This window comes from Microbacterium sp. Nx66 (genome assembly GCF_904066215.1).
Taxonomy (GTDB): domain Bacteria; phylum Actinomycetota; class Actinomycetes; order Actinomycetales; family Microbacteriaceae; genus Microbacterium; species Microbacterium meiriae.
Window position 1 is genome coordinate 3,155,069 of the sequence record NZ_LR880474.1, and the last position, 25,969, is coordinate 3,181,037.

A 25,969-nucleotide genomic window follows, 5' to 3' on the forward strand; every position below is an offset into this window, starting at 1 on the left:
CGCAACCCCTGGCCGCGGGCCCCGCGGGAGGAGTACCGTCCCACGCATGAGCACCACCGCGCAGCCGCCCGCCTCCCGCGACGAGGACACCCGCTTCTTCGGACAGCCGTGGTCGCTCGTGCACATCTTCGGCGTGGAGATGTGGGAGCGCTTCAGCTTCTACGGCATGCAGGGCATCCTGCTCATCTACCTGTACTTCTCGGTGACCGACGGCGGCCTCGGGCTTCCAGAGGCGGTGGCGGGCGGGATCGTCGGCGCGTACGGCGGCTCCGTGTACCTGTCCACCATCCTCGGGGCCTGGCTCGCCGATCGGCTGTTCGGCTCCGAGCGGGTGCTGTTCGTCAGCGCCATCGTCATCGTCTCGGGCCACCTCGCCCTCGCGCTCCTGCCGGGGTTCGTCGGCGTCGGGGTCGGACTCGTGCTCGTGGCCCTGGGCTCGGGGGGCCTGAAGGCGAACGCCACGTCGGTCGTGGGGACGCTGTACCGTCCGGACGACGAACGACGCGACGCCGGGTTCTCGCTGTTCTACCTCGGCATCAACCTCGGCGCCTTCCTCGGACCGATCCTCACCGGGCTGCTCCAGTCGACCCTCGGCTTCCACTGGGGGTTCGGCCTCGCCGCCCTCGGCATGACGCTGGGTCTCGTGCAGTACTCGTTCGGCCGCCGCGGCCTGCCCGCCTCCGCGCGTGAGGTGCCGAACCCACTCCCCCGCACGCGCTACCCGCTGGTCGCCGGCATCGCGGTCGGTGCGGTCGTCGTGATCGCGGTGCTCGTGCTGACCGGAGTCATCCAGGCCGACAACCTCGCCACGATCGTGATCGGGGTCACCGTGGTCGCCGCGGTCGCCTACTTCGCGGTGATCCTCGGCAGTCGCCGCATCGACGCCACCGAGCGCTCGCGGGTCTGGGGGTTCCTGCCGCTGTTCCTCACGAGCGTTGCGTTCTGGTCGCTGTACCAGCAGCAGTTCACGGTGCTGACGATCTACTCCGACAAGCGGCTCGACCGCGACCTGTTCGGGTGGGAGATGCCGGTGTCGTGGGTGCAGTCCATCAACCCGGTGTTCATCATCATCCTGTCCGGGGTCTTCGCGGCGATCTGGACGAAGCTGGGGAAGCGCCAGCCGTCGACCCCGGTCAAGTTCGGACTGGCCGCCATCATCATGGGCTCCGCGTTCCTGCTGTTCCTGCCGTTCTCCGGCGGCGGTGCGAACTCGACGCCGCTGCTCGCGATCGTCGGCATCCTGTTCGTGTTCACCGTCGCCGAGCTGCTGCTCTCGCCGGTCGGGCTGTCGGTGACGACGAAGCTCGCCCCGGCCGTCTTCCACACGCAGATGGTCGCACTGTTCTTCCTGTCCATCGCGCTCGGCACCGCCATCTCGGGCGAGCTCGTGAAGTTCTACGATCCGGGGAACGAGGTGCCGTACTTCTCGATCCTCGGCGGCATCGCGATCCTCGTCGGCATCGGACTGCTGCTGAGCGTGAAGCCAGTGCTGCGGCTCATGCGCGGCGTGCGGTGACGGCCGCGCCGCCGATCACGCGGTGAAGAGGTAGCCCCGACCGGCCTCGAAGCCGCCGATCGTGAGACCGCTGCCGAGCAGGCCCTCCATCTGCGCGCGCAGGCGCAGCCGCCACTCGTGCGCGGCCGCGGGGTCGGATTCCCGCATGCTCTCGATGTCGTCCGGGATCTCCAGCGTCTCGACGACCGCATCCTCCGCCGGGGGCTTGGCGATGTCCGCGAGGGCCCACTCGACGTCGAGGCGGTCGCTCTCGTCGCCCGCGTCGCCGCCGCCGAAGATGCCGTAGCGGTTCACCGAGTAGCCCGTGGCGCGGGCGCCGAGGACGGTGAGGAAGAAGTGCGCGTTGCGGGCGACCAGCGGGTCGAAGGTCCACGTGATGCGGCCGACCTCGCGGGAGAAGGCCCACTGCCGCTGGTGCTCCTTGAGCTCCCGCCCCCATCCGCGCCCTCGGTACTCGGGCAGCAGGGCCGTGATGTGCGAGTGCATGGCACGGCGGGCCGGTTCGCCGAAGAAGGCGATCGAGGCGCCGACCATGCGCTCCTCGTCGCTCTCGCCGTCGAAGAAGCCGACGACGTAGTTGCCCGACTGCTGCAGGGCGCGCAGGGTCCCGGCGTCCACCACGCGCTGCGGACCCCGGATGGAGTCGAGCAGGCTCTGGGCGTCGAGGATGAGTTCAACGGTGTCGAGATCGCGGATGGTTCGCACGATCCCAGTCTGCCCCTCCTCCGCCCGTTCGCGGAAACCGACCCCGGGTCACCGGTGCGGAAAGGCCTGTCCCCCGCCCGCGGCGAGCGCCTCCGCGACGATGCGGAGGTGGTCCTCGGCCATCTCCGCCGGCAGCGGCGGCAGGATCCCGTCCCAGAACGCGAGCACCGCGCCGCGTCCCTGCATCATGCCGGCCGGACGGCCCAGCGCCCACATGTGCATGTGCGCGGAGCCGTCATTCCAGCGGCCGAAGTGACAGCGGGCGACGCCGGGGATGCTCTTGACCGCCTCCGACACGCGCTGCATCAGCGGTCCGAGAGCGGCGAGCACCTCCTGCGGGGCGTTCTCGAGGAGCCAGTGCTCACGCGGCGCGACCCCGCCGATGAACGGCAGGCCGCCGACATCCCACCCGGCACGCACCTGCCAGAGGTCGTCGTGCCAGATGGTGTGCACGCTCGGACCGCAGTGGCCGCACTCGGCCGGGTCCTGCTCGCCGGCTCGGGGTTCCTCCGGCACGAGCATCGGCTCCAGCGGTCGCATCGTGATGCTCTCGAACGCCCAGGGCAGGCCTTCCGCGAGCGCCGAAGCGTCGAGCACCTCCCCGATCGGGAGCCGTCGGTGGTACGCGGAGTCGGCGGGGTGCTGCACGGGCGCGGAGTCGTCGGTCATCCGGCCATGCAACCACATCGGCCCCTCCCCTCCGGGAACGCCGATAGCCTGAGCCGGTGGGTGCGAACGACGACAGAGCCAGGAAACGCCTCTCCCGTACCCCTCCGCAGTGGGCGGTCATCGCCGTGCTCGCGTTCGCGGGCCTGTGCTCGTCGTTCATGTTCACCCTCGTCGTGCCGCTGCAGGCCGAGCTGCCGCAGCTGCTGAACTCCTCCCGCGAGGACACCACCTGGGTGGTCACGATCACCCTGCTCGTGGCCGCCGTCGCGACCCCCATCTCCGGCCGTCTCGGCGACATGTACGGCAAGCGCCGCGTCGTCATCGTGCTCCTCGCGATCCTCATCGTGGGCTCGGTCATCGCCGCGCTCTCCGGATCGATCGTCGGCGTGATCATCGGCCGCGCCCTCCAGGGGGCCGTGACCGGCGTCGTCCCCCTCGGCATCGCCATCATGCGCGATGTGCTGCCGCCTGAGCGCCTCGGCACCGCGGTGGCCCTGATGAGCGCGACCATGGGCGTCGGCGGGGCGATCGGCATGCCCGTCGCCGCACTGCTCGCCGAGAACGCCGACTGGCACATGCTGTTCTGGCTCGCCGCCGCCCTCGGAGTCCTCGGGCTGCTCCTCGTGCTCGCCGTGGTGCCGGAGGACGTGCTCCGCTCCCCCGGCCGCCTCGACGTGCTCGGGGCCATCGGACTCGCGATCGGCCTCACGGGCCTGCTGCTGTTCGTGTCGCGCGGCGCCGAGTGGGGCTGGACGGCACCGCTCACCCTCGTCTGCGTGATCGGCGGCGTTGCGGTCCTGCTGCTGTGGGGCTGGTATCAGCTCCGCGCGAAGGATCCGCTGCTCGACCTGCGGGTCGCCGCTCGGCCCGCCGTCCTCTTCACGAACATCGCCGCGATCGGCATGGGCTTCGCCCTGTTCGCCTCCAACGTCACCTTCCCGCAGATGCTGGAGATGCCGGCGGTGGGCGGCGCCGGGTTCGGGCTCGACATGGTGGCCGCCTCGCTCGTCATCATGCCGGCGGGTCTGGTCATGATGGTGATCTCGCCGCTGTCCGGATGGCTGGAGCGCACCGTGGGGCCGCGTCCGCTCTTCACCGTCGGCGCCATCGCGATCGTGCTCGCCTACGTCTTCGTGCTGCTGTGGTCGACCGAGGTGTGGCACATCTTCGTCGCCAACATCTTCATCGGCGTCGGAATCGGGTTCACCTTCGCCGCGATGCCCATGATCATCATGCGCTCCGTGCCCGCAAACGAGACCGGGGCGTCGAACGGGCTCAACGCGCTGTTCCGCTCCGTGGGCACCTCGACGGCCTCGGCCGTGATGGGCGGGGTGCTCGCGGCGATGAGCGTCGACGTCGGAGGCGTGGCCGTGCCGACGCGGACGGCGTTCGAGGTGTGCTTCTGGCTCGCGATCGCCGCCGGCATCGTGGCCGTGATCCTCTCGCTGTTCATTCCGCGGCGCCGTGCCACGGAGCAGCACCCCTCGCTCCCCGGCTGACTCGGCCCGTCGCAGATTCGCGTCGGGGTCGCAGGGATTGCCGCAGAACGTGCGACGTGCGGCGGATCTGCGACGCGGCGCCGGGTCTCAGCGGGAGATCGTGCGCGGATCCGGGTCGTCGGCACGCGGTGGCCGGAGGCGGGCGGGCAGCGGCCACGGCAGGGTGAACCGTGCGGTCGCGGGTCGGGTCATGTCTCCGAAGTCGTCGACCTTCACGACGATGCGCCCCGGAACCCCTTCTTCGTCTGGTGTCACTTCGAGGATGCGCACCCGGAGCGGGCGGTCCCCCTCGCCCTCGAGCATCCACGGATCGGCGAGCCACGCGATGCCGTGCTCCTCCAGCGCGGCCTCCGCGTCCAGCCACTCGCCGGGGGTGGAGACCCTGCGTCCGAGCACGTCGACGGCGACCCAGTCCGCGCCCTCCGGATGGATCCAGCCGAGCAGCTCCCCGTCGTCGCGGCGGTGCGGAGTCCAGGCGTGAGGCATCCCCCGATGCTAGCCACCCCTGCCCTCGATCAGGCGCTCGCGCGAGACCATGCTCACTGCCGTTCCAGAAGCCTGATGCCGCGCGGATGCCTGCGTTGACGCGCGGGGCAGGCGTCCGGAGTCAGTGCGTGTACTCCATGAGCTCGACCCCGAGCACGCGGAAGGCGTCGTGCGCACGGAGGCGGTGGCTGATCGAGAGGTCGTCGAAGCACACGATCATCGAGTAGGCGACACCGGCCCGCGGCCCCGCGAGCACACCGGCCTCGGCGCGCACCCCCCGATCGCGGCCGGTCTTGTTCACGAACAGCAGGCCGTGGGCATCGTGCTCGTGTGCGAAGGGGTCGAGCCCCGTCGAGGCGGCCACGAGACTGAGGTCCTGGTTGAGGCTGAGCCACTCCGACACCTGGGCGCTGACCGCGGCATCCACCACCTGGGAGTTGACGAGCGCGGAGAACAGACCCGCGAGCTCGCGTGCCGACCCCACGGCGACCTGCGGGGCGTCGTCCGGACCGCGGCGGTCGCGGAACCGGTCGAGCAGGGCGGTGCGCCGCAGACCCAGTTCCTCGATGCGCTCCCGCACCCGGTCATGCCCCACCTTCTGCAGCAGGATGTTCACGGCGATCGGATCTCCGGCGGTGGCGGCCAGCACGGCGAGATCCTCCAGCGGCAGCGCCGGTGCCCGCAGATGCCGCCACAGGCCGGAGCTCTCCACGGCTTCGACGCTCGAGCGCTCGACGATCTCGAGAGGGTCGAGAGCGCCGGACTCGAACGCCGCCGCCACCTCGATGAGCAGGGGGACCACACCGAGCCCCGCGACGGGCATCGTGACGTGGTCGTCCCCCGCCAGCACGTGCACATGGGAGTCGAGGTCGACCACGTGCACCGACACCTGTGCCCCGGCGTTCGCCAGGCCTTCGAGGGCCTTCAGCGTCGAGGTGAACGACCGCCGACCGACGGCCACGCGACGCGGCAGCCGGCGGGCTCCCGGCCGCTGCGAACGGCGACCGCTGGCCGACTCGGGCGCGCTCCCGGACGCTCCGGGAGCCGAGGCGTTCCGGAACGCGTCACCAGGGTCGGTCGCACCCACGCGTGGTCCTTCAGGAGGGGGAGGGATACTGCGCTTCCGGGAAGGGGCGCCCCGGCGGCAGGGCTATCGTAACCCCACCGCCGGGGCGCGTCTCACAGAGTGCGGAGGTTCGTCACCAGATGGTCACCCGGGAAGACTCCGGAAGCCACAGGGCGTCCTTCTCGGTGACCCCGAAGGCCTCGTAGAACGCGTCGATGTTGCGGACGATCTGGTTGCACCGGAACTCGTTGGGCGAGTGCGGGTCGATGGTCAGCAGACGCAGCGTCTCGGCGTCCCGGCTCTTCTGCTGCCAGACCTGTGCCCACGACAGGAGCAGCCGCTGCACACCGGTGTAGCCGTCGATGACCGGGCCTTCGACGGGCTCAGGGACCGCGGGATCGGCGCGCAGGGACAGCTCATACGCCTTCAGCGCGATGCCGAGCCCGCCCAGATCGCCGATGTTCTCGCCGATGGTGAGGGCGCCGTTCACATGGTGCTCGGCGTCCAGCCCCTCCGGCACGAGGGCGTCGTACTGGGCGATGAGCTCTTTCGTGCGCTCCTCGAAGGCGGCGCGGTCGGCGTCGGTCCACCAGTCCTGCAGGCGCCCCTCGCCGTCGTACCGGCTGCCCTGGTCGTCGAAGCCATGGCCGATCTCATGCCCGATGACCGCGCCGATCCCGCCGTAGTTCGCCGCCGCGTCGCGCCCCGCGTCGAAGAAGGGGTACTGGAGGATGGCCGCGGGGAACACGATCTCGTTCATCGAGGGGTTGTAGTAGGCGTTCACCATCTGCGGCGGCATGTGCCACTCGGTGCGGTCGATCGGCTTCCCGACCTTGTCGATGTTGCGGTCGTGCTCGAAGATCGCCGCGCGGCGCACGTTGCCGAGGAGGTCGGCTGGGTCGATCGCGAGGGCCGAGTAGTCCCGCCACACCTCCGGGTGCCCGATCTTCGGCGTGAAGGCGTCCAGCTTCGCGAGCGCACGCTGCCGGGTCTCGGCGGTCATCCACTCCAGCGTCTCGATGCTCTGCCGGTACGCCTCGACGAGGTTCGCGACGAGCTCGTCCATGGCGGCCTTCGCCGTCGGCGGGTAGTGCCGCTCGACGTAGACCTTGCCGATCGCCTCGCCGAGCGCCCCCTCGGTGACCGACACGCCCCGCTTCCAGCGCTCGCGGATCGTGGGGACGCCGGTGAGCTGGGTGCCGTAGAACGAGAAGTTCTCCTGCACGAGGTCGTCGGTGAGGTAGGGCGCCGCCGCGTGCACGACCTTCGCACGCAGCCAGGCCTTCCAGTCGTCCAGCCGCTCGGGAGTGAGCAGGCCGCCCAGCCCTTCGAAGAAGCTCGGCTGCGCGACGACGACCTCGTCGAACGCCCGCGGGTTCGTCGGCGTCACGGCCTCGCGCCACGGGGTGAGGTCGACGCCGGTGAGGGCCTGGAGCTCGTCCCACGTCTTGAGGTTGTAGGTCGCCACCGCGTCACGGCTGCGCACGTTGTCCCAGTGGTGCCCGGCGAGCTCGGTCTCCAGGGCGATGGAGCGCTCGGCCTGCGCGGCGGCATCGGCGACACCGGCGAGAGCGAGCAGGCGCTCGAGGTGCTCCCGGTACGCCGCGCGGGTCTCTGCGAAGGTGTCGAGACGGAAGTAGCTCTCGTCCGGCAGCGAGAGTCCGGCCTGCACGAGCACCGGGAGGTAGCGCTCCGGGTTCCCGGGGTCGCCGTCGACATAGAGGCCGATCACCGCCGCCCGGCCCTCCCGGTCGTAGGTCCCCACGGTGCGCAGGAAGGCCGGGATGCCGTCGATCGCGTCGATCTCGGCGAACGTCTCGGCCAGCGGGGTCACACCGGCGGCGGCGATGCGATCGGTGTCCATGAAGCTCGCGAAGAGGTCGCCGATCTTGCGGGCGAGAGTCCCCTCCTCCGCCTCCTGCGACTCCTCGACGATCGCGCGCACATCCTTCTCGGCCTGCTCGGCCAGCAGATGGAAGGAGCCCCAGCGCGCCTTGTCTCCGGGGATCTCGGTGCGAGCGATCCAGGCGCCGTTCACGTGACGGTAGAGATCGTCCTGCGGGCGGATGTCGGGGCTGAGGTCGTCGAGCGCGAGGCCCGCGGGAAGCACATCGGTCATGCGCTCCAGCCTATGGCCGGGGTCCCCCACGGTGTCCAGACGGCGTCACGGATGCCCAGGGGCCCCCACGGGGAGCGAGACGTTCATGCGGAACCCGGCGGCGGTGCGCTCGGCGAAGACGTCACCGCCGTGCGCACGCGCGAGGCCTCTGGCGATGGACAGCCCGAGCCCGGCACCCGACGCGACCCCGTCCTCGTCGCCGGCCGTCGCTCGCGCCGTGTCCTCGCGCCAGCCGACGTCGAACATCCGATCCAGGTCCTCCACCGCCACACCGGCCCCTTGATCCAGCACCCCCAGGACGAGGCGGTCCCGGTCGACCATCGTCGCGGACAGCACGATCTCCGTGCCCGGAGGGGCGTGCCGGACGGCGTTCGTGAGCAGGTTCACCACGATCCTGCCGAGCTGATGCGGATCGGCCCAGAGCACCGGACCGGCGATCCCGCGCTCGACGATGCGGAGGTCGCGCTTCGCCGCGGCGGCCGCGACGTCGGCCACCGCATCGGAGACGACATCCCACAGGACCACCTGCTCGGTCTGCAGTTGCACCGCGCCGGACGTGAGGCGGGACAGCTCGAAGAGGTCGTCGACCATCCGGCTCATCGTCTCCACCTGTCCCCGCACCTGACCGGCGAAGCGCTCCGGAGCGACCGCAACGCCGTCCTCCACCGCCTCGGCGAGCACACGGACCGCGGTGAGTGGGGTGCGCAGGTCGTGCGAGATCCAGGCGAAGAAGCGCCGACGGGCGGAGTCCAGCCGCACCAGCTCGGCCCTCGCCGCATCCACCTCGGCCGAGACCACCGCGAGCTGTGTCGAGAGGCCGGCGAGCTCCCGAGAGGCCGCCGCGTCCACCACCGCGTCGTCCGTTCGACCGATCCTGCCCAGCGATACCGAGAACCCCTCGACCCAGGCACGCACCGTCCGCGCCATGCACCACGCCATGCCCAGACCGAGCACGAGCGAGACCGCGATCACGGTGAGGAGGATCGTCAGGTCGTGGGCGGAGAGGTACATCTCGAGTGCGATCGCCACCACGGCCCCCGCCATCGCGACCGTGCCCGCACTCGCCACGACCATCAGCTGTGCGCGGAGTCCGCGACGCCGAAGGGCTCGCAGGAGAAGTACGGCGGTGAGGGCGACGACGATCGCCACCAGCAGGCTCGTGACGACGATCTGCAGGACGACCGCACCGGAGGGCATCGTCATCAGCCGTCCCCTCTCGCCACGAAACGGTAGCCGACGCCCCATTCGGTGAGCAGATGGCGCGGGTCCTGCGGATCCTCCTCGACCTTCTCCCGCAGGCGCCTGACGTGGACCGTCACCGTCGACAGATCGCCGACGGTCCATCCCCAGACCTCGCGGAGGATCTCGTCGCGCCCCAGCGCACGGTCGTCATTGCGCACGAGGAAGACCAGCAGTTCGTACTCCCTGCTCGTCAGGGCGATCTCGTCTCCGCGCACCCACGCGCGCCGCCGGAGCAGATCGATCGCGAAGGCGCCGGCCCTGAGCTCCCCGGACGCGGCCTGCGCGGCGTGCGAGCGGCGGACGAGGGCCGCGATCCGCAGGGACAGCTCCCGCATCGAGAACGGCTTGGCCAGGTAGTCGTCGACACCGAACGCGAAGCCGTCGATACGGTCCTCCACCTCGCCGAGGGCGGTGAGCATCATGATCGGGACATCGGACGCGGCGCGCAGCTCACGACAGAGCTCATCGCCGCTGATGCCCGGCAGCATGCGGTCGACGATCACGACATCGGGCACGTCTCCCGCAGCGCCGTTCGTGCCGAGACGCCGTCGCCGAAGCTCGAGACCGCATAGCCGTGCGTACGCAGATACTCCCCCACGGCCTCGCGCACCGTGGGGTCGTCCTCCACGACCGCGACTGTGACGACGCCTTCCATGCGGTCGAGGGTAGCTCCCGCGGCCACGGCGGTCGGCGGATCCTTACAGTTCCGAAATGTCTTCCCCGTCCTGCTCCGGTGCTTCCTAGCGTGCTGTGCAGCACGTCCGTCCGGCATTCGCCGGGCGGGCTCTTCCCGCACCGGACAGGAGATCCTCATGCGCAAGACCCTTCTCGCCACGACCGCCGCCCTCGGGCTCGCCCTCGCCCTCACCGCCTGCAGTCCCCAGGACTCCGGCGCTTCCTCCGCGCCGTCGTCCTCCTCCTCCCAGAGCACCACCAAGAGCTCGGCGAGCACGGACACCGCCGCCAGGACCGGGGAGTTCGCCGGCCTGAACGGCAAGAAGGTGGCCGGCACCGTCTCGGTCTCCGACGGCGAAGTGATGCTGACGGAGTTCTCCTCGGACGAGGGGCCCGATCTGCACGTGTACCTCGCGGACGGCACCGATGAAGCCGCGATCGCCGCCGGCATGCTCGTCGACGCGGTCTCGTACGACACCGCCACGCAGACCTTCGCTCTGGACGGAGTGAAGGCCGGGGAGTACTCGCACGTCGTCATCTACTGCGACAAGGCGAAGGCCGTCTTCGGGGCAGCCGAGCTGTCATGACCGCGCCACGATCCGCTCGCCTCGTGATCGGCTCGCTGCTGGGGGCGGCCGCCCGGGTCGCGGTCGGGGTCCTGTGGCTCATCGAGGGTGTCCTCAAGTACCGGGCGGGCTTCGGGGCCGCTGACATCGAGCTCGTGGCGCAGAGCGCGCAGGGGAACACGAGGGTGCCGGCGTTCTTCGATCCGCTCGGCGCGGCGATGGCCTCGGCGTCTCCGTTCTTCGGGGCGGTGGTCCCGGCGCTGGAGGTCGGTCTCGGCATCCTCCTCGTGGCGGGGCTGCTCACCCGAACGGTCGCCTTCGTCTCGGCCGGGACCCTGGCGCTCTACTGGAGCGCGGATCAGTTGATCGCACAGTACCCGGTGATGCTGGTGCTGTCCGCGACGGTGCTGCTGATCGTCACCGCCGGACGATTCGGGGTGGACGGCTGGATGCAGGCGCGGCGGGCGCGCACGGTGGAGGGAACGGAGGGCTGAGTCATCCCCGGCGCCGACGACCGAAACGTCGGCGCCGGGATGGCGCCTCGGGCGGGGCGGCACGCGTCGCCCGGCGCTCCGCCCATGCGACGACCTCGGCGTCGACATCGCGCAGCGGTGTCACGACGGGTGGCCCGCCCTGCAGCTGCCTGCGCGCCTCGCGCACGCGGCGGTTGAAGTCCTCGAGCACCTCACGGACGTCGGATTCCCTGCCGAGGAGGTCGAGCTGGCCGTCGAGCTCCCGGTCCTCGGTGCGCAGCAGGATCGCGGGAGGGCCGAGCCCGGTCAGCCCCTCCGTCTCGATCTTCCGACGGATCCACCAGTCCGGGTCGTGGTGGTCTCCGAGCCCTTCGAGCGGCTTCCCGGCGCCCGGCAGGTCGTCGAAGTCGCCGCGACGGATGGCGACCTGGATGGCGGACTCGACGAAGGCGGCTCGATCGACCGCCGCCGCGGACGGGGCACCGGTCTCGCCGTCGTCCTCAGCACCACCACCACCCTGCTGCCGTCGGGCCCGATAACGCGCGGCCGCCTCCCGGGGATCCGTCATGATGCGCCTCCGTCCGCTCGGAGCTCCTCCTTCACCCTACGTCCGGTCGAGGCCGGAGGTCTCGGGGGTCGACGACAGGTCATAGGCTCGGAGGATGGCCGCCCGCACCTCCCTGAACCGCGAGATCCTGCGCCTGGCCGTCCCCGCGCTCGGCGCCCTCATCGCGGAGCCGGCCTTCCTCATCGTCGACGCCGCCCTCGTCGGCCACCTCGGCACCGTCCCCCTCGCCGGACTCGGCATCGCCGGAGCCGTGCTGCAGACGATCGTCGGCCTCATGGTGTTCCTCGCGTACTCCACCACCCCCGCGGTCGCGCGTCGGTTCGGGGCCGGGCGTCCGGGAGAGGCGGTCTCGGTCGGGATCAACGGCATGTGGCTGGCGCTCGGCCTGGGTGCCGTGCTCGCCGTCGTCGGCGCTGTCTCCTCCCCCTGGCTCGTCTCGCTGTTCGGGGCGAGCCCCGAGGTCGCGGCCCAGGCGAACGAGTACCTCGTGATCTCGATGTGGGGTCTCCCCGCGATGCTCATCGTGTTCGCCGCCACGGGGCTGCTGCGGGGAATGCAGGACACCATGACGCCGCTGTGGATCGCGGGACTCGGCTTCGCGGCGAACGCCCTGCTGAACTGGCTCTACATCTACGGACTCGGCTGGGGCATCGCCGGCTCCGCGGCGGGCACCGTGACGGCGCAGTGGGGCATGGTCGCGGCGTACGCGCTCGTGGTCCGGCGTCTCGCGACCCGGCACAGCGCCTCGTTGCGTGCCCAGCGCGACGGTCTGCGCCACACCGCGACGTCGGGCGGCTGGCTGTTCCTCCGCACCGTGAGCCTGCGCGTCGCCCTGCTCGCGACCGTCGCCGTGGCGACGGGGATCGGCACCGAGGAGCTCGCCGGCTGGCAGATCGTGTTCACCATCTTCTCGGCGGCGGCGTTCGCGCTCGACGCGCTCGCGATCGCCGCGCAGGCGCTGATCGGCAAGGAGCTGGGCGCCGGGGACGAGGAGCAGGTGCGCCGCGTGCTGGCGCGGACGGTCGCATGGGGGGCCTGGTTCGGGGTCGTGGTCGGCGCCGTCATCGCCGCCCTCTCCGGGGTGCTCGGCATCGTCTTCACCGGCGACCGGGCCGTGGCGGAGGTGGTGCAGCCGGCCCTGCTCGTGCTCGCGGTGGCGCAGCCGATCGCGGGCGTGGTGTTCGTGCTCGACGGCGTGCTCATGGGGGCCGACGACGCCCGGTACCTGGCGATCGCGGGCGGTCTGAACCTCGTGCCGTTCCTGCCCGCTTTGGGCATCATCGCCGCGACGGGGATCGACGGCACCGCCGGCCTCGTGTGGCTGGCCGTCGCGTTCTTCGGGGTGTACCTGCTCGCACGGCTGGCGACGCTGGGGTGGCGAGTGCGCTCCGGGCGATGGCTCGCCGCGTCCGCATAAGTCCTCCACAACCGACGGAGAGGACGACTTATCCCCCGCCGCCGGGCAGAGCGGAATACAGCACCCCGCACCCCTCGCGCTTCCGACGAACATGGAGCGACACTGAAGGGATGCTGGGGATGAACGACGCACAGGTATGGACGACGATCGGAGTCCTTGCCACGGGCATGTACGCCACGATCACTCTCATGGCGACCATGTTCGTGAGGATCATCAAGACGGAGATCGGCACGGTTCGCACCGAGATCGGCGGGATCAAGGGCGAGATCGTCGGGATCAAGGGTGAGATCGGCGGGATCAAGGGCGAGATCGTCGGCGTGAAATCCGAGATCGGGGATCTCCGGAAGGAGGTGCACGGCCTGAGCCGGCGCATGGACGGCCTCGACCGCGACGTCAGCGCGATCTCGCGACACCTGTTCGGTATCGATCCGGCCTGACGGAGCCGACCGGCCGCGCTGGTCACTCCGCGTGGCGACGGCACCACTCGTACATGATGACAGCGGCGGCGGCACTCGCGTTGATCGAGCGGGTCGAGCCGTACTGCGTGATCTCGATGTGACCCGAGGCGGCCGCCAATGCCTCCGGGGACAACCCGGGCCCCTCCTGACCGAAGAGGAGGACACAGGAGCGCGGCAGGTCGGCACGATCGACCGGCACGGCCCCGTCGACGTTGTCGATCGCGATGACGGGCAGCCCTTCCGCCGCGGCCCAGGCGGCGAACGCGGCGATGTCCTCGTGGTGCACGACATGCTGATAGCGGTCGGTCACCATGGCGCCCCGCTTGTTCCAGCGACGGCGACCGATGATGTGCACCGTGTCGGCGAGGAACGCGTTGGCGCTGCGCACGATGGAACCGATGTTCATGTCGTGCTGCCAGTTCTCGATCGCGACGTGGAACGGATGACGCCGCGTGTCGAGGTCGGCGACGATCGCCTCCATGCGCCAGTAGCGGTAGCGGTCGATCACGTTCCGCGTGTCGCCCTCCGCGAGGAGTTCCGGATCGTACTGGTCTCCCCGCGGCCAGGCCGACGGTCCCCCCGACCAGGGTCCGACGCCGTATCCGGGCTGCGCCGGAGACCCACCGGGGGCGGTCGGGTCCGAGCTCTCGGGGCGCTGCGCATCCATCCCGCCAGGCTATCGCCGTGTCGGCCGTCTCCCCGTCGGCGAAGAGGTCGCCAGAATCATCTCGCAGATATTTAGGCATACCGAAAAATAGGCTACGGTTTCGGTGTGCCTAAAAGTTCCGACGCCTCGCTGACCCCCGCTCGCACCGCTTCGCCGCGCCTGCTGTGGCTGCTGGGACCGGCGCTCGTGGCGGGTGTCGCCTACCTCGACCCCGGCAACGTCGCCAGCAACATGACCGCGGGGGCGCAGTACGGCTACCTGCTCGTGTGGGTGGTCGTCGCCGGCAATGTGATGGCCTGGCTGATCCAGTACCTGTCCGCGAAGCTCGGCGTCGTCACCGGCCAGAGCCTTCCGGAGGTGCTGGGCCAGCGGCTGCGCCGCCCCTGGGCCCGCCGTGCCTACTGGCTGCAGGCCGAGCTGGTCGCGATGGCGACGGACCTCGCCGAGGTCATCGGCGGCGCCGTCGCCCTGAACCTGCTGTTCGGCGTCCCCCTGCTATGGGGCGGCCTCATCACCGGCGCGGTGTCGATGGTCCTGCTCGCCGTGCAGAGCCGTCGCGGCGCCCGGCCCTTCGAGTTCGTGATCATCGGCCTCATGTTCGTGATCACGATCGGCTTCATGGCCGGTCTCTTCCTCGCGCCGCCGGATCCGGCCGGCGTGGCGAGCGGCCTCGTGCCGCGCTTCGAGGACACGGGGTCCGTGCTCCTCGCCGCCTCGATCCTCGGCGCGACGATCATGCCGCACGCGATCTACGCGCACTCCTCCCTGGCCCGCGACCGGTTCGGTGCGACGAGCGCCGAGACGACCGAGGAGGTCGCCCGGGTCGAGACCTCGCGGATCCGCCGCCTCCTCACGGCGACGCGCTGGGATGTGACGATCGCCATGGTCATCGCGGGCTCCGTGAACCTCGGCATCCTCCTGCTCGCGGCGGCGAACCTCGCGGGGGTCGCGGGGACCGACTCGCTGGAGGGTGCGCACGCCGCCCTCGCCGCAGGCCTCGGCCCGGTCGTGGCGACCTTCTTCGCCGTGGGGCTGCTCGCCTCGGGTCTCGCCTCGACCTCCGTCGGCGCATACGCGGGCGCCGAGATCATGCACGGCCTGCTGCACGTGCGCATCCCCCTGCTGGCGCGCCGCCTGGTGACGCTCATCCCCGCGCTGGTGATCCTCGGCATCGGGGTGGATCCGACGCTCGCCCTCGTCCTCAGCCAGGTCGTGCTGTCGTTCGGCATCCCGTTCGCGCTCATCCCTCTCGTCACCCTCACCGCGCAGCGCCGGACACTGGGCGCGTGGGTCAACCGGGTGTGGACGACGGTCGCCGGCGTCGTGGCCTCGGTGCTCCTCATCGCCCTGAACGGCGCCCTGCTCTGGCTGGTGCTGACGGGGGCATGACGGCGGATAGGCTCGACACCATGTCTGCCGCCTCCGCCCGTCGCACCGTCCGCCTCCTCACCTGGAGCGGCTTCGCGACCGGCGTCATCGGCGGTCTGCTCATCGCGTTCCCGAAGGTCATCGGCCCCGCCAGCCCCTGGGTCCAGCTCGCCCTCGGGGTCGCGACCCTGGTCTTCGCCTTCCGTGCCCGCAAGGTGGGCATCGCCGAGGTGGAGGGCTTCGACGGGCGCCTGTCGCTCGCCGCCGCCCTCCTGGGGTTCCTCGTCCTGTTCTTCGCGGGGCAGGCGGCCGTGATCCTGCTCGGCTCCGCGAGCGCCTGACCCAGGCCGCGAGGCAGCCCGACCCGAACGCGTAAGGTTGACGGGTGGCATCCCCGGCAGCTGACGACTACCTGAAGACCGTCTACGCACACACCGAGTGGCAGGATGCGCCGATCACCCCCTCGGTCCTGGCCGCCAAGCTCGGCATCGCGCCGTCGTCGGTCACGGAGATGGTGAAGAAGCTCGCCGCGGCGGGGCTCGTGTCGCACGTGCCGTACGGAGCGGTCCGGCTGACGGAGGCCGGGACCACCCGCGCCCTCGCGATGGTCCGCCGCCACCGCCTCATCGAGACCTGGCTCGTGCAGGAGTTCGGGTACGGGTGGGACGAGGTGCACGACGAGGCCGAGGTGCTGGAGCACACCATCAGCGACCGGCTGCTCAAGGGCATCGACGAGCGCCTGGGGCGGCCGCGCTTCGACCCGCACGGAGACGCCATCCCGGACGCGGAGGGCCGCATCGAACGGGTGCCCTTCGTCCTGCTCGCCGATGCCCCGGAAGGACACACCGGCCGCGTGCTCCGCGTCGACGACCGCGACCCGGAGCTCCTGCGGACCCTGGAGGCCCAGGGCCTCACCGTCGGCACGACCGTGACGGTGACGCCGTTCGGCATCGCCCTCGACGGCACCGAGCCGCCGTTGCCCGCCGCCGCCCGCGACGTGGTGTGGTTGTCGGCCTGACCCCCGCTTCGAATCGCGCACTTTGCGGCAAATCGGCCGGGGATGGGGCCAATCAGGCGATTCGAAAGGAAAGGTGGGGCCTCTAGGCTGAGCACATGGCACACCGTGACGACATCGAATGCTGGCTCACCGACATGGACGGCGTGCTCGTCCATGAGAACGACGCCATCCCCGGGGCCTCCGAACTCCTCGCCGGATGGGAGCGCAACGAGATCCCCTACCTCGTGCTCACGAACAACTCGATCTTCACCGCCCGCGACCTCTCCGCCCGCCTGCGCGCGAGCGGCCTGATCGTGCCGGAGGAGCGCATCTGGACCTCGGCGCTCGCGACCGCCGACTTCCTCGCGCAGCAGCTCCCCGGCGGCTCCGCGTTCGTCATCGGCGAGGCCGGCATCCTCACCGCGCTGCACGAGGCCGGCTTCATCATGACCGAGACGAACCCCGACTTCGTCGTCGTCGGCGAGACCCGCAACTACTCGTTCGAGGCCATCACGAAGGCCATCCGCCACATCATCAACGGCTCGCGCTTCATCGTGACCAACCCGGACGCCACCGGCCCGAGCGCCGACGGGGTGCTGCCGGCCACGGGAGCGATCGCCGCCCTCATCACCAAGGCCACCGGCAAGGAGCCCTACGTCGTCGGCAAGCCCAACCCGATGATGTTCCGCTCGGCCCTCAACAAGATCGGCGCGCACTCGAAGAAGACCGGCATGATCGGCGACCGGATGGACACGGACATCGTCGCCGGCATCGAGGCGGGTCTGCACACGGTGCTCGTGCTCACGGGCATCAGCGATCAGCGGATCATCGAGCAGTACCCCTTCCGGCCGGATGAGATCGTCGACTCGGTCGCCGACCTGCTGCCGACCATCACCGACTCGATCCCCACCCTCGACGAGGACTGACGTGGGCGCCCTCGACGACGGCGAGCGGGTCACGGCGGCGGACGCCGCGGCCTGGCGCGCCTGGCTCGAGGCGAACCACGAACGCACGGCCGGGGTGTGGCTGCTGAGCGTCCGCGGGCGATCCGCCACCGGCGTCGGCTACGAGGACGCGGTCCGGCAGGCCCTCTGCTTCGGGTGGATCGACGGCCCGGTGCGCACGTTCGACGACGGGACCGGCGGCCAGTGGTTCTCCCCTCGACGGCCGGGGAGCGGCTGGGCGGCGACGAACAAGGCGCGCATCGCGGAGCTGGAGGCCGCGGGGCTGCTCGCCCCTGCCGGAATCCGCGCGCTGGAGACGGCGAAGGCGAACGGCTCGTGGACCGTGCTCGACGGCCCGGAGTCCGGCATCGAGCCCCCGGAGCTCACCGCCGCCCTCGACGCGGTGCCGGCGGCGAGGGCCACCTGGGATGCGTTCCCGAAGTCGGTGAAGAAGTTCGGCCTCACGCACATCGCGATGGCCAAGCGCGCGGAGACCAAGGCCGCCCGCATCGCGAAGATCGTGGCGGATGCCGCGGAGGGGAAGCGCCCATGAACCAGAGCGACCTGCTGTTCCTCGTCCTGATCCTCATCACGCTCACGTCGCTGGTCGGGTTCGTGGTGCAGTTCGTGCGCTCCCGCCGCCGCGGCGGCGAGGACGACAGCCGCGCCGGCTGGTGGGAAGGCCCCTGGGACGACGACGACCGCCGGCGCTGAGCCGACGGCCGCCTGGACGTCTCAGGAGGCGAGCGACGCCCCGGGGATCGCGGCGAGCAACTCCCGGGTGTACGGATGCTGCGGCGTGTCGAAGATGCTCTCCGGGGTGCCGCTCTCGACCACGATGCCGCGCTGCATGACGTGCACCTCGTCGGAGATCATGCGCACGACGGCGAGGTCGTGGCTGATGAAGAGGTAGCTGAGCCCGAGGCGCTTCTGCAGGTCGGCGAGGAGGTCGAGGATCTGCGCCTGCACCAGCACGTCGAGCGCGGAGACCGCCTCGTCCAGCACGACGAGCTCGGGCTCCAGGGCCAGGGCGCGGGCGATCGCGACACGCTGCCGCTGTCCGCCGGAGAGCTCGTGCGGCAGCCGCTCGGCCATGGCCGCGGGCAGGGCGACCTGCTCCAGGAGCTCCAGGACGCGGGCGTGCCGGGAGGCCGCGGTGCCGATCCGGTGCACGCGCAGCGGCTCGGCGATCGACTGCTCCACGGTGTACCGCGGGTCGAGCGAGGCGTAGGGGTTCTGGAAGACGGGCTGGACGCGGCGGCGCAGCGCGAAGAGCGCCTTGCGGCGGAGGGTCGTCAGGTCGGTGCCGTCGAAGAGGATGGACCCGGAGGTCGCGTCCTCCAGCCCCAGCACCATGTTCGCCGTGGTGGACTTGCCGGAGCCCGACTCGCCCACGATGGAGACGGTCGTGCCGCGGCGGATCGAGAAGCTCACGCCGTCGACCGCCGTGAAGGTCTGCGGCTCCCCGGCCTTCGCGTTCCGGAGCGGGAACTCCTTGCGCAGGTCGCGGATCTCGACGAAGGGCACGGCGTCGGCGGCGATCTCGCGTGAGGGCAGGGCGTCGCGGCGGGACGCCAGGCTCGGCGCGGCCGCGAGCAGCTGCCGGGTGTACTCGTGCTGCGGGTTCCCCAGGACCTGCGCCGAGGTCCCCTCCTCGACGACACGGCCGCGGAACATCACGACTATCCGGTCGGCGCGCTCGGCGGCGAGAGCGAGATCGTGGGTGATGAGGAACACCGCGGTGCCCAGCTCGTCGGTCAGCTGATCGAGCTGGTCGAGGATCCGCCGCTGCACGGTGACGTCGAGCGCCGAGGTGGGCTCGTCGGCGATGAGCAGCCGCGGTTTGCAGGCGAGTCCCATCGCGATGAGCACGCGCTGCCGCATGCCGCCGGAGAACTCGTGGGGATACTGGGTCGCCCGGCGGGCGGCATCGGGGATCCCGACCATCTCCAGAAGCTCGACCACGCGGGCCTTCGTCGCGTCGCCGCTGGTATGCCCGTGGACTTCGAGCGCCTCCCCGATCTGCTCGCCGACGCGCATGAGGGGATTGAGGTTCGACATCGGGTCCTGCGGCACGAGGCCGATGCCGGCCCCGCGGAGGGACACCATCGCGTTCTCGGGGAGGTCGGTGAGCTCGCGGCCGTCGAATCGGATGCTGCCCGCGGTGATGACGCCGTTCTCGGGCAGCAGACGGTTGACCGCAGCCGCCGTGGTGGATTTCCCGGAGCCGGACTCGCCGACCACGGCGACCGTCTCCCCGGCGGCGATGTCGATCGAGATGTCGCTGATGGCGGTGACCAGCTCGGAGCCGGTCCGGAAGGCGACCGCGAGGCCGTCGATGCTCAGCACGGGCGGAGTGGTGCTCATGGGGTACTCGTTCCTTCGGGGTCCAGGAGTGCGGGCAGCGCTGCGCGCCAGAGGGTCTCGGTGGGGGCGACCTCGCTCGCGAACAGCCGGTTCGCGAGCAGGACGACGGCGGCTCCGGTGGCGGGGACCACGCCCAGGGCGCAGCCGGTGTATCCGGGGTGCCAGAGCATCCGGACCGGTCGTCCGCCGGCGGTGACGGTGTCACTGCGCCAGCCGAGCGCCTGACCGGGGTCGGGGCCGTCGCGGAACAGCTCGGCCACGAGTGCCGGGTCCCAGAGGTCCGGGTGCGCGTCGGCATCGGCGAGCGCGACGCCGAGAGTGAGCAGGTCGTCGACCGTGCCGAAGAGGCCGGCGTGCCCGGAGACGCCGCGCAGGGCGTGGAAGCAGTTGCCGTCGTTGACGACACCGGTGATCTCCCCCTCACGCCAGGGGAAGTGCCGACGAGAGGTGAGGATCGGGTAGGGCGTGCCGGTGGCGACCATGCGTCGCTCAGCGGCATCCCCGTCGCCCGCGGATGACGCGACCGGACCGGAGACGGGCCCGTAGCCCGTGCGTGTGAGGCCGAGGGGCTCGGTCACGAGCTCGCGCACGGCCGCGTCGAGGGAGAGGCCGGTCGCGGCGGCGACGATGCGGCCGAGGATCAGGAAGCCCAGGTCGGAGTAGTGCCGCCCTTCATCCACGCCGTAGCGGAGCGGGAGGGCATCTGCGGCGGCCGCGCCATCGGCGTGCGCGCCGTCGAGGTACAGCGGCTGCCATTCCCACAGTCCCGCCCGATGCAGCAGCAGATGGCGCACGGTGGTCCCTGGTGCGCAGGCGGTGCCGGGGACGAAGCGGTCGACCGGATCGTCGAGTCGGAGGTCGCCCCGGGAGGCCAGCCGGAGGATGGCGGTGGTGGTCCCGGCGACCTTGGTGACCGAGGCGAGGTCGAACGCGGTGTCCGTCGTGACCGGCGTCCCCGCGAGGTCGGCGAAACCGCCGGCGGCCGTGTCCCGGCTCGTGCGGGTGGCGACACCGGCGACGGCTCCCCGCGGCGCGGTCGGCCCGGCGAGGACGGCGGCGATCGCCTCGGCAGCGCTCATACGAGAACCCCTGTCCGGGAGCGGTCGAGCAGCACCTCGGCATCGGGGGCGATCCCGGTGATCCCCAGTCCTGCGGCCGGGGCGAGGGTGAGCCACTCCGCGTCGGCGGTGAGCCCTCCGGTCACCGGGGAGCGGCGCAGCCACGATGCCGCGTCGAGGTCGTGCACGACGTCCGGAGCGACGGCGGCGGCGAGATGCGCCGCGGCGGCCACACCCACGTGCGACTCCATCATGCAGCCCACGACGACGCCGAGGCCGGCGGAACGGGCGGCCTGCACGCAGGCGAGCGCCTCGCTGAGCCCGCCGGTCTTGGCGAGCTTGACGTTCACGAGCTCGGCAGCCCCGCGCGCGGCGATGTCGCGGACATCCTGCGCGGTGCGGACGGACTCGTCCGCCATGATCGGGGTGTCGACGGCCGCGGTCACCACCGCCAGCGCGTCGAGGTCGCGCGCGGCGACGGGCTGCTCGACGAGCTCGAGACCCACGCCGGCGTCCTCCGCCGCCCGGATGACGCGGATCGCGGTCCCGGCGTCCCACGCTTGGTTCGCGTCCACGCGCAGGGCGATGTCGGGGCCGACGGCGGCACGGACTGCCTGGAGCCCCGCGACCGTGTCGTGGTCCTGGGACGCCTTGATCTTGAGGCAGCGGAATCCCGCCGCCGCATGTTCGACGGCGGTCGCGGCCAGCGCGGCCGGCTCCGCCACCGACAGCGTCATGTCGGTGCGGATGCGCGCGGGCGCGTCTCCGTCCGTGGCGAGCGTCTGTGCGAGCGGCTCGTCTCGGTGCTGCGCGGTGAGGTCGGCGAGCGCGCACGCCACCGCGCTGCGTGCGGCGGCGTTGCCCCAGGCGGCCGCGGCGAGGGCGTCCGGCAGCCCGGGATCGTCGACCGAGCGCCCGAGCACGGCGTCGGCGAGGGGACCGGCGACCACAGCCGCCACGCTCTCGGGGCTCTCCCCGGTGACGCGCCAGCTCGTCGCGGCCTCCCCGTATCCGCGGCGGCCGTCGGCGTCGGTCACCTCCACGAGCACGACGTCGAGGTGGGCCGTGCGACGGACGGCCGTGACGAAGGGGCGGGCCAGCGGCGAAGGCACCCGCAGCACGCGTATCCGTTCGACGACGGTCACGATCCCGCCGCCTCCGTGAGGGTGAGGGAGTCGATGGCCGCCACCGGCTCGGGCATCTGCAGCGGGCCGGCGCCGGGCGTGATCGTGCCGAGGATGCGCGGCTCGCGCGCCCCCGTCCCGCCGGGGACGATCGCGGGGACGCCGTGCAGGGTCGACCAGCCGATGAGCGCGAGGAGGATGGCCTCCTTGCTGTCGGCGGGGGCGCCGAGCTCGTCGGCCAGCACGACGTCGGTCTGCGGCAGCGCGGTCCGCAGCCCCTCCAGGAGCAGCGGGTTGCGGCAGCCGCCGCCGGACACCGCGAGGAACCCGATCCCGGCGGCCTCGACGTCGCGGGCGACCGTGCGGACCGTGAGCTCGGTGAGCGTGCGCACGACGTCGGGGACCGCGATCTCGCGTCCCTGTGCCGCGAGGTGCTCCTGTACGTAGGTGAGGTGGAAGTGCTCCTTGCCGGTGCTCTTCGGCGGGGTGAGGGCGTAGTAGGGGTCCGCGAGCATGGCGCCCAGCAGCGCCTCGTCGACCCGTCCGGTCCGGGCGATCGCCGCATCGTCGTCATAGCCGAGCGGGTTGAGATCGTGCGCGACGATGACCGCGTCGACCAGCGCGTTCGCGGGGCCGATGTCGTAGGCGACGAGGCCGTCCGGGCGGACGACGGTCATGTTCGAGATGCCACCGAGGTTCAGCGCCGCCGAGACACCGGCGCGGCCGCGGAGCAGCAGCTCGTCGAGGAACGACACGAGCGGCGCGCCGTGGCCGCCCGCGGTGATGTCGCGGATACGGATGTCGGAGACGACGGGCGCACCGGTCTTCTCGGCGATCCAGGCGGGCTGCCCGATCTGCAGGGTGCCGAGCGCGTGCGCGCCGTCGACCCAGTGGTACACGGTCTGGCCGTGCGAGCACACCGCGTCGACGCCGCCGACCTCCGCCGCGATGTCGGCCGCCACGTCGGCGAACGCCTGCCCGATGAGGGTGTCGAGTTCGGCCACCTCGGCCAGGGTGGTCTGCGCCGGGGGCAGCGCGGCGATGAGGCGTGCCCGCAGCTCGGGATCGTAGGGGATGCTCGTGGAGGCGAGCACCGTGCCCCGGAGGTCGACGCCGTGCGCCGTGAAGCCCCCGTTGGTGGCGAAGTCGACGACGGCGGCATCGATCCCGTCGTGCGAAGTGCCGGAGATCAGTCCCAGGACGCGCATCAGTTCTCCTCCAGTGCGGTGCGCAGACGGCCGCCTGCTGCCGCGAGTCGGTCGGTGGCCGCGGCGAGGTCCTCCCCGCGGCGGATCATGATCGAGGCGAGCTTCACATCCCACCCGGAGCTCTCCAGCGCGGCGGCCGCCGTGTCGCGATCGACAGCGGCGATCGTCCGCACCATGCGGATCGCCCGCTCGCGGAGCTTGTGGTTCGTGGCCTTCACGTCGACCATCAGGTTGCCGTAGGCCTTGCCGTTCCGGACCATCGCGATGGTCGAGAACATGTTCAGCACGAGCTTCTGCGCCGTGCCGGACTTCAGTCGCGTGGAGCCGGAGAGCACCTCGGGGCCGACCTCGACCTCGATGCCGTGCTCCGCGGTCGCGCTCAGCACGGTGCCGGTATTGCACGACAGACCGATGCTGAGTGCCCCGCGCTCACGCGCCCGCCGGACGGCCGCGACGACATAGGGCGTGCGACCGCTGGACGCGATGCCGATCACGGTGTCGAGCGGGCCGATGCCGGCCTCGTCGATCGCGGCGGCGCCGGCGTCGTCGTCGTCCTCCGCGCCCTCGACGGGGTTCACGATCGCGCCAGGACCGCCCGCCATGATCGCGAACACGAGCTCCGGCGGCGTGCTGAACGTGGGCGGGCATTCGGAGGCGTCGAGCACCCCGATGCGCCCGGGGGTGCCGGCGCCCACGTACACCAGGCGCCCGCCCTGCGCCATGCGCGCGGCCGTCTGCTCGATCGCCGGGACGATCTGCGGGAGAGCGCGCTGCACGGCCGCGGGCACGGTGGCGTCGGCCTCGTTCATGGTCTGCGCGAGCTCGGCCACGCTCATCTGGTCGAGGCGGGCGTACCGGGGATCGCTCGCCTCGGTGGCGAGGGCGCCGAGGTCTTCCGCGATCATCGCTTGCCCCGGTTCCGCGGATCGAGGCTGTCGCGCAGCCCGTCGCCCAGCAGGTTCAGGCCGACGACGAGGAGCACGACGATCACGCCGGGGGCGATCATGGTCCACGGGGCGATGGTCACGAGGGTGCGCGCCTCGAAGATCATGGAGCCGAGCGACGGCGCGGGCGGCGGAGTCCCGAGTCCGAGGAAGCTCAGCGACGCCTCCGTCAGCACCGCCCACGAGAGCGACAGCGTGACCTGCACGATGATGATCGAGGTGATGTTCGGCAGCACGTGGCGGAACATGGTCGCCATCCGCGCCTGACCGGTGCTCTTGGCCGCCTTGACGTACTCCACCTCGCGCAGCGACAGCACCGGGCCGCGAGTGACGCGGATGAAGATCGGCACGTAGACGATGGCGATGGCCACGGCGATCGTGAACCAGTTGCGGTCGAACACCGACGCGAGCGACAGGGCGAGCAGCAGCGGCGGGAACGCGAACAGCACATTGGTGACCGCGGTGATCGCCCCGTCGGAGAAGCCGCGGTAGAAGCCGGCGATGAGTCCGCAGACCGTGCCGACCACGGTCGCGAACGCCACGGCGACCACGGAGATGAGGGCCGAGTTGGCGACGCCGGCAGCCACCCGGGAGAACACGTCGCGGCCGAACTGGTCGGTCCCGAACCAGTGCACCGCGGACGGCGGCTGCAGCCGGGACGGCGGGTCCTGCGCGAGCGGGTCGAACGGCAGCAGGCCGAACGCCGAGACGAGGCTCAGCACTGCGAGCAGCACGACGATGATGAGGCCGGCGAGACCGCTGCGGCTGCGCAGCAGGAGACGCACGCGCTCCATCGTGCGCCCGCCGCCGGGAGCGAGGGCCGGGGTCTGAGAGATGTCGGTCATGCGGCACGCACCCGGGGATCGATGACCCGGTAGAGCAGGTCGGTGAGCAGGTTGACGATGACGAAGGCGAGCGCGATCACCAGGACGGTGCTCTGCACGAGCGCGTACTCCTTCTGCTGGATGCCGAGCAGCACCTGGCGCCCGATGCCGGGGAGCGAGAAGATCTGCTCCACCACGACCGCCCCGCCCAGCAGGTAGCCGAACTGCAGACCGGTCATCGTGACGATCGGGACCAGGGCGTTGCCGAGCACGTGACGCACCTGCAGCCGACGCGGGGGCACGCCCTTCGCCCTGGCGGTGCGGATGAAGTCGTTGGCGCGGATCTCCAGGACCGCGGTGCGGGTGGTGCGCATGATGGGCGCGGCGATGCCGAAGCCGAGCACGATCGACGGCAGGAGCATCTGCTGGAGGTTCAGGGCCGGATCGTCGAAGAGCCGCGCGTAGCCCTGGCCGTTCGGGTTGAAGCCGAGCGACTGCGCGAGGATCGCGAGCAGCGCCGTGCCGAGCAGGAACGCGGGGATGGAGAGGCCGGCGAGACCGACGACCTGGCCGACGCCGTCACGCAGCGAGTCGGGCTTCGAGGCGGACAGCATGCCGAGCGGGATGCCGATGGCGAGCGCGATGACGATCGAGAAGATCGCGAGCTCGAAGGTGACCGGCAGCGCGGCGGCGGTGAGCTCGAGCACGCTGGTCTGGGCCCGGGAGGAGAAGCCGAGGTTGCCGGTGAAGATGTTGCCGAGCCAGGAGAAGAACTGCACGATGAGCGGCTGGTCGAGCCCGTAGTACGCCTCGAGCGCGGCGCGCTGCGCCGGGGTGAGGGCCGCCGCCTCGGTGCCGAGGCCGGAGCTGATCTGGTCGCCGGGGATGGCGCGCAGCATCAGGAAGACGAAGACGGCGACGCCGAAGAGGGTGCCGAGGGCTGCGAGGATGCGTCGCAGCACGCTGTTGCGGAGGAGCTGTCTGAACATGCGCGTGGGTGGGGTGCCTG

General features: G+C 71.3%; 29 protein-coding genes. 12 read left to right on the forward strand and 17 right to left on the reverse strand.

The features are described from left to right. The first annotated feature begins 46 nt into the window (after nucleotides 1–46). The gene (locus MICNX66_RS15245; protein WP_187662572.1) at nucleotides 47–1,516 is read left to right on the forward strand and encodes a peptide MFS transporter; all 1,470 of its coding nucleotides are present in this window, start codon (nucleotides 47–49) and stop codon (nucleotides 1,514–1,516) included. 15 nt (nucleotides 1,517–1,531) lie between these two features. On the opposite strand, the gene MICNX66_RS15250 is transcribed toward MICNX66_RS15245, so the two are convergent. Then, nucleotides 1,532–2,221 (reverse strand): GNAT family N-acetyltransferase, encoded by a 690-nt coding sequence (locus MICNX66_RS15250; RefSeq protein ID WP_187662573.1) that lies wholly within the window; start codon nucleotides 2,219–2,221, stop codon nucleotides 1,532–1,534. Nucleotides 2,222–2,269: 48 nt separating this feature from the next. Then, the gene (locus MICNX66_RS15255; RefSeq protein WP_187662574.1) at nucleotides 2,270–2,890 is read right to left on the reverse strand and encodes a hypothetical protein; all 621 of its coding nucleotides are present in this window, start codon (nucleotides 2,888–2,890) and stop codon (nucleotides 2,270–2,272) included. 56 nt (nucleotides 2,891–2,946) lie between these two features. Between MICNX66_RS15255 and MICNX66_RS15260 the strand changes: the two genes are divergently transcribed. Continuing rightward, nucleotides 2,947–4,389: an MFS transporter gene (locus MICNX66_RS15260; protein WP_187662575.1), complete on the forward strand. Its 1,443-nt coding sequence runs from the start codon at nucleotides 2,947–2,949 to the stop codon at nucleotides 4,387–4,389. A gap of 87 nt (nucleotides 4,390–4,476) precedes the next feature. Here the strand turns inward: MICNX66_RS15260 and MICNX66_RS15265 are convergent, their stop codons facing one another. The 6 genes from MICNX66_RS15265 to MICNX66_RS16950 form a co-directional block, all read right to left on the reverse strand. Further along, nucleotides 4,477–4,875: a hypothetical protein gene (locus MICNX66_RS15265; RefSeq protein WP_187662576.1), complete on the reverse strand. Its 399-nt coding sequence runs from the start codon at nucleotides 4,873–4,875 to the stop codon at nucleotides 4,477–4,479. A gap of 121 nt (nucleotides 4,876–4,996) precedes the next feature. Beyond that, nucleotides 4,997–5,962, reverse strand: coding sequence for a serine hydrolase (locus MICNX66_RS15270; RefSeq protein WP_187662577.1), 966 nt, complete (start codon nucleotides 5,960–5,962; stop codon nucleotides 4,997–4,999). A gap of 112 nt (nucleotides 5,963–6,074) precedes the next feature. Then, complete coding sequence (locus MICNX66_RS15275) at nucleotides 6,075–8,060, reverse strand: M13 family metallopeptidase (RefSeq protein ID WP_187662578.1); 1,986 nt, start codon at nucleotides 8,058–8,060, stop codon at nucleotides 6,075–6,077. A 45-nt stretch (nucleotides 8,061–8,105) separates the two neighbouring features. After that, the gene (locus tag MICNX66_RS15280; RefSeq protein WP_187662579.1) at nucleotides 8,106–9,263 is read right to left on the reverse strand and encodes a sensor histidine kinase; all 1,158 of its coding nucleotides are present in this window, start codon (nucleotides 9,261–9,263) and stop codon (nucleotides 8,106–8,108) included. After that, on the reverse strand, nucleotides 9,263–9,817 hold the full coding sequence (locus tag MICNX66_RS15285) for a winged helix-turn-helix domain-containing protein (RefSeq protein WP_232089113.1): 555 nt from the start codon (nucleotides 9,815–9,817) through the stop codon (nucleotides 9,263–9,265). Before MICNX66_RS15285 ends, MICNX66_RS15280 begins: the two co-directional genes overlap by 1 nt. After that, on the reverse strand, nucleotides 9,802–9,957 hold the full coding sequence (locus tag MICNX66_RS16950; RefSeq protein ID WP_232089114.1) for a response regulator: 156 nt from the start codon (nucleotides 9,955–9,957) through the stop codon (nucleotides 9,802–9,804). The genes MICNX66_RS15285 and MICNX66_RS16950 overlap by 16 nt, the downstream gene beginning before the upstream one ends. Nucleotides 9,958–10,114: 157 nt before the next feature. Between MICNX66_RS16950 and MICNX66_RS15290 the strand changes: the two genes are divergently transcribed. Both MICNX66_RS15290 and MICNX66_RS15295 read left to right on the forward strand, forming a co-directional pair. Then, on the forward strand, nucleotides 10,115–10,564 hold the full coding sequence (locus MICNX66_RS15290) for a DM13 domain-containing protein (protein ID WP_187662580.1): 450 nt from the start codon (nucleotides 10,115–10,117) through the stop codon (nucleotides 10,562–10,564). Next, nucleotides 10,561–11,037 carry a DoxX family protein gene (locus tag MICNX66_RS15295; RefSeq protein ID WP_187662581.1) on the forward strand — a complete coding sequence of 159 codons (477 nt, stop codon included), beginning with the start codon at nucleotides 10,561–10,563 and terminating at the stop codon, nucleotides 11,035–11,037. The genes MICNX66_RS15290 and MICNX66_RS15295 overlap by 4 nt, the downstream gene beginning before the upstream one ends. A 1-nt stretch (nucleotide 11,038) precedes the next feature. Here MICNX66_RS15295 and MICNX66_RS15300 read toward each other — a convergent pair whose 3' ends face one another. After that, nucleotides 11,039–11,584, reverse strand: a complete 546-nt coding sequence (locus tag MICNX66_RS15300) for a J-domain-containing protein (RefSeq protein ID WP_187662582.1) — start codon at nucleotides 11,582–11,584, stop codon at nucleotides 11,039–11,041. Between the two features lie 94 nt (nucleotides 11,585–11,678). Between MICNX66_RS15300 and MICNX66_RS15305 the strand changes: the two genes are divergently transcribed. Continuing rightward, nucleotides 11,679–13,001 (forward strand): MATE family efflux transporter, encoded by a 1,323-nt coding sequence (locus MICNX66_RS15305; protein WP_187662583.1) that lies wholly within the window; start codon nucleotides 11,679–11,681, stop codon nucleotides 12,999–13,001. A 119-nt stretch (nucleotides 13,002–13,120) separates the two neighbouring features. Further along, on the forward strand, nucleotides 13,121–13,438 hold the full coding sequence (locus MICNX66_RS15310; protein WP_187662584.1) for a hypothetical protein: 318 nt from the start codon (nucleotides 13,121–13,123) through the stop codon (nucleotides 13,436–13,438). 22 nt (nucleotides 13,439–13,460) lie between these two features. On the opposite strand, the gene MICNX66_RS15315 is transcribed toward MICNX66_RS15310, so the two are convergent. After that, a complete protein-coding gene (locus MICNX66_RS15315) occupies nucleotides 13,461–14,126 on the reverse strand; it encodes a TrmH family RNA methyltransferase (protein ID WP_187662585.1) in 666 nt (221 codons plus the stop codon). 105 nt (nucleotides 14,127–14,231) lie between these two features. Here MICNX66_RS15315 and MICNX66_RS15320 point away from each other — a divergent pair, with 105 nt between their 5' ends. From MICNX66_RS15320 to MICNX66_RS15345, 6 genes are all read left to right on the forward strand, one after another. Beyond that, a complete protein-coding gene (locus MICNX66_RS15320) occupies nucleotides 14,232–15,515 on the forward strand; it encodes an Nramp family divalent metal transporter (protein ID WP_232089115.1) in 1,284 nt (427 codons plus the stop codon). A gap of 20 nt (nucleotides 15,516–15,535) precedes the next feature. Then, complete coding sequence (locus MICNX66_RS15325; RefSeq protein WP_136052938.1) at nucleotides 15,536–15,835, forward strand: hypothetical protein; 300 nt, start codon at nucleotides 15,536–15,538, stop codon at nucleotides 15,833–15,835. 44 nt (nucleotides 15,836–15,879) lie between these two features. Then, nucleotides 15,880–16,512, forward strand: a complete 633-nt coding sequence (locus MICNX66_RS15330; protein ID WP_187662586.1) for a metal-dependent transcriptional regulator — start codon at nucleotides 15,880–15,882, stop codon at nucleotides 16,510–16,512. Between the two features lie 95 nt (nucleotides 16,513–16,607). Beyond that, nucleotides 16,608–17,417, forward strand: coding sequence for an HAD-IIA family hydrolase (locus tag MICNX66_RS15335; protein ID WP_025104898.1), 810 nt, complete (start codon nucleotides 16,608–16,610; stop codon nucleotides 17,415–17,417). Nucleotide 17,418: 1 nt separating this feature from the next. After that, on the forward strand, nucleotides 17,419–17,988 hold the full coding sequence (locus MICNX66_RS15340) for a YdeI/OmpD-associated family protein (protein ID WP_187662587.1): 570 nt from the start codon (nucleotides 17,419–17,421) through the stop codon (nucleotides 17,986–17,988). Beyond that, nucleotides 17,985–18,149 (forward strand): hypothetical protein, encoded by a 165-nt coding sequence (locus tag MICNX66_RS15345; protein ID WP_187662588.1) that lies wholly within the window; start codon nucleotides 17,985–17,987, stop codon nucleotides 18,147–18,149. The genes MICNX66_RS15340 and MICNX66_RS15345 overlap by 4 nt, the downstream gene beginning before the upstream one ends. A 21-nt stretch (nucleotides 18,150–18,170) precedes the next feature. Here MICNX66_RS15345 and MICNX66_RS15350 read toward each other — a convergent pair whose 3' ends face one another. Genes MICNX66_RS15350 through MICNX66_RS15380 form a run of 7 tightly spaced genes read right to left on the reverse strand, consistent with a single transcriptional unit; the run spans nucleotide 18,171 to nucleotide 25,949 of the window. Beyond that, nucleotides 18,171–19,802, reverse strand: a complete 1,632-nt coding sequence (locus MICNX66_RS15350; RefSeq protein WP_187662589.1) for an ABC transporter ATP-binding protein — start codon at nucleotides 19,800–19,802, stop codon at nucleotides 18,171–18,173. Then, a complete protein-coding gene (locus tag MICNX66_RS15355; RefSeq protein ID WP_187662590.1) occupies nucleotides 19,799–20,881 on the reverse strand; it encodes a serine hydrolase domain-containing protein in 1,083 nt (360 codons plus the stop codon). The genes MICNX66_RS15350 and MICNX66_RS15355 overlap by 4 nt, the downstream gene beginning before the upstream one ends. Next, nucleotides 20,878–22,005 (reverse strand): enolase C-terminal domain-like protein, encoded by a 1,128-nt coding sequence (locus tag MICNX66_RS15360; RefSeq protein WP_197971855.1) that lies wholly within the window; start codon nucleotides 22,003–22,005, stop codon nucleotides 20,878–20,880. Before MICNX66_RS15360 ends, MICNX66_RS15355 begins: the two co-directional genes overlap by 4 nt. After that, nucleotides 22,002–23,192 carry an anhydro-N-acetylmuramic acid kinase gene (locus MICNX66_RS15365; protein WP_187662591.1) on the reverse strand — a complete coding sequence of 397 codons (1,191 nt, stop codon included), beginning with the start codon at nucleotides 23,190–23,192 and terminating at the stop codon, nucleotides 22,002–22,004. Before MICNX66_RS15365 ends, MICNX66_RS15360 begins: the two co-directional genes overlap by 4 nt. Beyond that, nucleotides 23,192–24,097 carry an N-acetylmuramic acid 6-phosphate etherase gene (murQ, locus tag MICNX66_RS15370; RefSeq protein WP_187662592.1) on the reverse strand — a complete coding sequence of 302 codons (906 nt, stop codon included), beginning with the start codon at nucleotides 24,095–24,097 and terminating at the stop codon, nucleotides 23,192–23,194. The genes MICNX66_RS15365 and murQ overlap by 1 nt, the downstream gene beginning before the upstream one ends. Next, the gene (locus MICNX66_RS15375; protein WP_187662593.1) at nucleotides 24,094–24,981 is read right to left on the reverse strand and encodes an ABC transporter permease; all 888 of its coding nucleotides are present in this window, start codon (nucleotides 24,979–24,981) and stop codon (nucleotides 24,094–24,096) included. Before MICNX66_RS15375 ends, murQ begins: the two co-directional genes overlap by 4 nt. Next, nucleotides 24,978–25,949 (reverse strand): ABC transporter permease, encoded by a 972-nt coding sequence (locus MICNX66_RS15380; protein ID WP_187662594.1) that lies wholly within the window; start codon nucleotides 25,947–25,949, stop codon nucleotides 24,978–24,980. Before MICNX66_RS15380 ends, MICNX66_RS15375 begins: the two co-directional genes overlap by 4 nt. Nucleotides 25,950–25,969 lie beyond the last annotated feature (20 nt).